Source organism: Aquimarina celericrescens (assembly GCF_042682765.1).
In the GTDB taxonomy this organism is placed as follows: domain Bacteria; phylum Bacteroidota; class Bacteroidia; order Flavobacteriales; family Flavobacteriaceae; genus Aquimarina; species Aquimarina celericrescens.
Genome location: NZ_JBHUHY010000005.1, coordinates 1 through 2,072 on the forward strand (window position 1 = coordinate 1; position 2,072 = coordinate 2,072).

The 2,072-nt window shown below is 32.4% G+C and carries 3 protein-coding genes; all 3 read left to right on the forward strand.

Going from position 1 to position 2,072, the window contains the following annotated elements:
* Positions 1–190 precede the first annotated feature (190 nt).
* The 3 genes from ACFSJT_RS08430 (at position 191) to ACFSJT_RS08440 (ending at position 1,898) form a co-directional block, all read left to right on the forward strand.
* Entirely contained in the window at positions 191–763 is a 573-nt protein-coding gene (locus ACFSJT_RS08430) for an REP-associated tyrosine transposase (RefSeq protein WP_378319815.1), read from the forward strand.
* Between the two features lie 141 nt (positions 764–904).
* The gene (locus ACFSJT_RS08435; RefSeq protein ID WP_378319816.1) at positions 905–1,360 is read left to right on the forward strand and encodes a hypothetical protein; all 456 of its coding nucleotides are present in this window, start codon (positions 905–907) and stop codon (positions 1,358–1,360) included.
* Between the two features lie 184 nt (positions 1,361–1,544).
* Positions 1,545–1,898 carry a transposase gene (locus tag ACFSJT_RS08440; protein ID WP_378319817.1) on the forward strand — a complete coding sequence of 118 codons (354 nt, stop codon included), beginning with the start codon at positions 1,545–1,547 and terminating at the stop codon, positions 1,896–1,898.
* Positions 1,899–2,072: the final 174 nt, after the last annotated feature.

Here is a 2,072-nt window from a genome sequence, read left to right on the forward strand (position 1 = left end):
GTGTTTTGTCGCAACACCAATTTAGGTGAAAACACATAAAACCGCAAACCTTTGTAAACAAATAGTTTGCGGTTATTTTTTGTAATAGACCTAAGGATTTAAGGCTATGACTAGTGGCGGTAAGAATAAGAAAGAGAACAACAAGCCAGTTTCAAAAAATGAAATTGGCTTGTTGTATTTTTGCTATACGATGAGCAGGAATTATAAATTTCACAACAAATCTGGTTTATACTTTGTTAGCTTTGCTACAGTGTATTGGATAGATGTATTTACCAGAGAGCGATACCTATCAATTCTTGCTAGTAGTATTGAGTATTGCAGAGCAAAAAAAGGAATGGAACTCTATGCCTATTGTTTTATGCCTAGTCATGTTCATTTGGTATTTTGCTCTTGCAATAATGATCCTGCCGGATTAATTCGCGACTTCAAGAAACATACTGCAAAGAAGGTTATAGAATCTATCACAGAAAACCCGCAGGAAAGCAGAAAAGACTGGTTGCTATGGATGTTTGAAAAAGCAGGAAAGAAAAATCCAACAGTTACCAAAAAACAATTTTGGCAGCAACATAATAAACCTATTGAGTTATGGACTGATAAAGTTATACAGCAAAAGATTGATTATATTCACGGCAATCCTGTTGAGTCTGGTTTTGTAACCGATCCTGTTGATTGGAAATATAGTAGTGCAAGGAATTACCATGATGATCATACGGTTTTAAAAATTGACAGTGATGGATATTTAATGGGATTGACCAAACGATGACGCCACTAGTCATAGACTAGCGGGAGCGGGGGAAGGTTTAAATCGAACTAAGACTTTTAGGGATCTTGATGATACTGAAGAGGATAGAATTGAGTTACAATGGAGTAATTATAAGATTAATGGAAATAAAAACTGTGAATAATGAAAAAGTATGTTTTTGCAATATTGTTAGGTTATAATAGCCTTTTAGTTTTTTCTCAAAAAAAAGATACTATTTTTTTAATGTTAGATCAAAATGATAAATTAGTTTTAATCGAAAACAAGAATGTGTTTTTATTTAAAAATCAAAAAGGAATTAATGTGAAAAAAACGAGGGATAGCATCTGGAAAGGTTTAAAAAAACGTACTAATGAGGTAGACCAAAATGGAATGTTAGTTATAAAAACGCAACCTGTTATGAATCCTTGGTTAGAATTTAGGTTAAAATCAAAGTATAGGACTATTAACTCCGAGGAATTGAGGAGGTATGAAACTAAAAATAGAGATGAATTTTTAACAACTAGACATTCCGAATACTCAAATAAGTATGCTATCCTCAAGCAAAAAAATAAAGATTGTTATGATATATATAAAATCCATATCGACGCTGTTGAATGATGATTAAATACCTACATTTTTTGGTACTTTTTAATATAATGTTAAAAAAATTAGGTGTACACAAAAAGCCACAACGAAAATTCCCCGCTCCCGCTAGTCTATGACTAGTGGCGGTAAGAGTAAGAAAGAGAACAACAAGCCAGTTTCAAAAAATGAAATTGGCTTGTTGTATTTTTGCTATACGATGAGCAGGAATTATAAATTTCACAACAAATCTGGTTTATACTTTGTTAGCTTTGCTACAGTGTATTGGATAGATGTATTTACCAAAGAGCGATACCTATCAATTATTGCTAGTAGTCTTGAATATTGCAGAGCAAAAAAAGCAATGGAACTCTATGCCTGTTGTTTTATGCCCAGTCATGTTGATAAAGTTATACAGCAAAAGATTGATTATATTCACGGCAATCCTGTTGAGTCTGGTTTTGTGACCGATCCTGTTGATTGGAAATATAGTAGTGCAAGGAATTACCATGATGATCATACGGTTTTAAAAATTGACAGTGATGGATATTTAATGGGATTGACCAAACGATGATGCCACTAGTCACAGCCTTAAATCCGTAGGTCTAAGTAAATTTAGATTTGTTTCTACTTATTTAAGAGAAAATTACCTAAGATTTTTAAGTTTCTAGAGATGATCCTTAGATTTTTTTTCAAAATTGTTATTCTCTATTTATTTTTTGAGGAAAAAACATATATGATTTAGCCC

Excerpts from the sequence above, each read along its gene's own strand:
- ACFSJT_RS08430 (WP_378319815.1), top strand. The coding sequence starts at position 191 with ATGAGCAGGAATTATAAATTTCACAACAAATCTGGTTTATACTTTGTT.
- ACFSJT_RS08435 (WP_378319816.1), top strand. The coding sequence starts at position 905 with ATGAAAAAGTATGTTTTTGCAATATTGTTAGGTTATAATAGCCTTTTA.
- ACFSJT_RS08440 (WP_378319817.1), top strand. The coding sequence starts at position 1,545 with ATGAGCAGGAATTATAAATTTCACAACAAATCTGGTTTATACTTTGTT.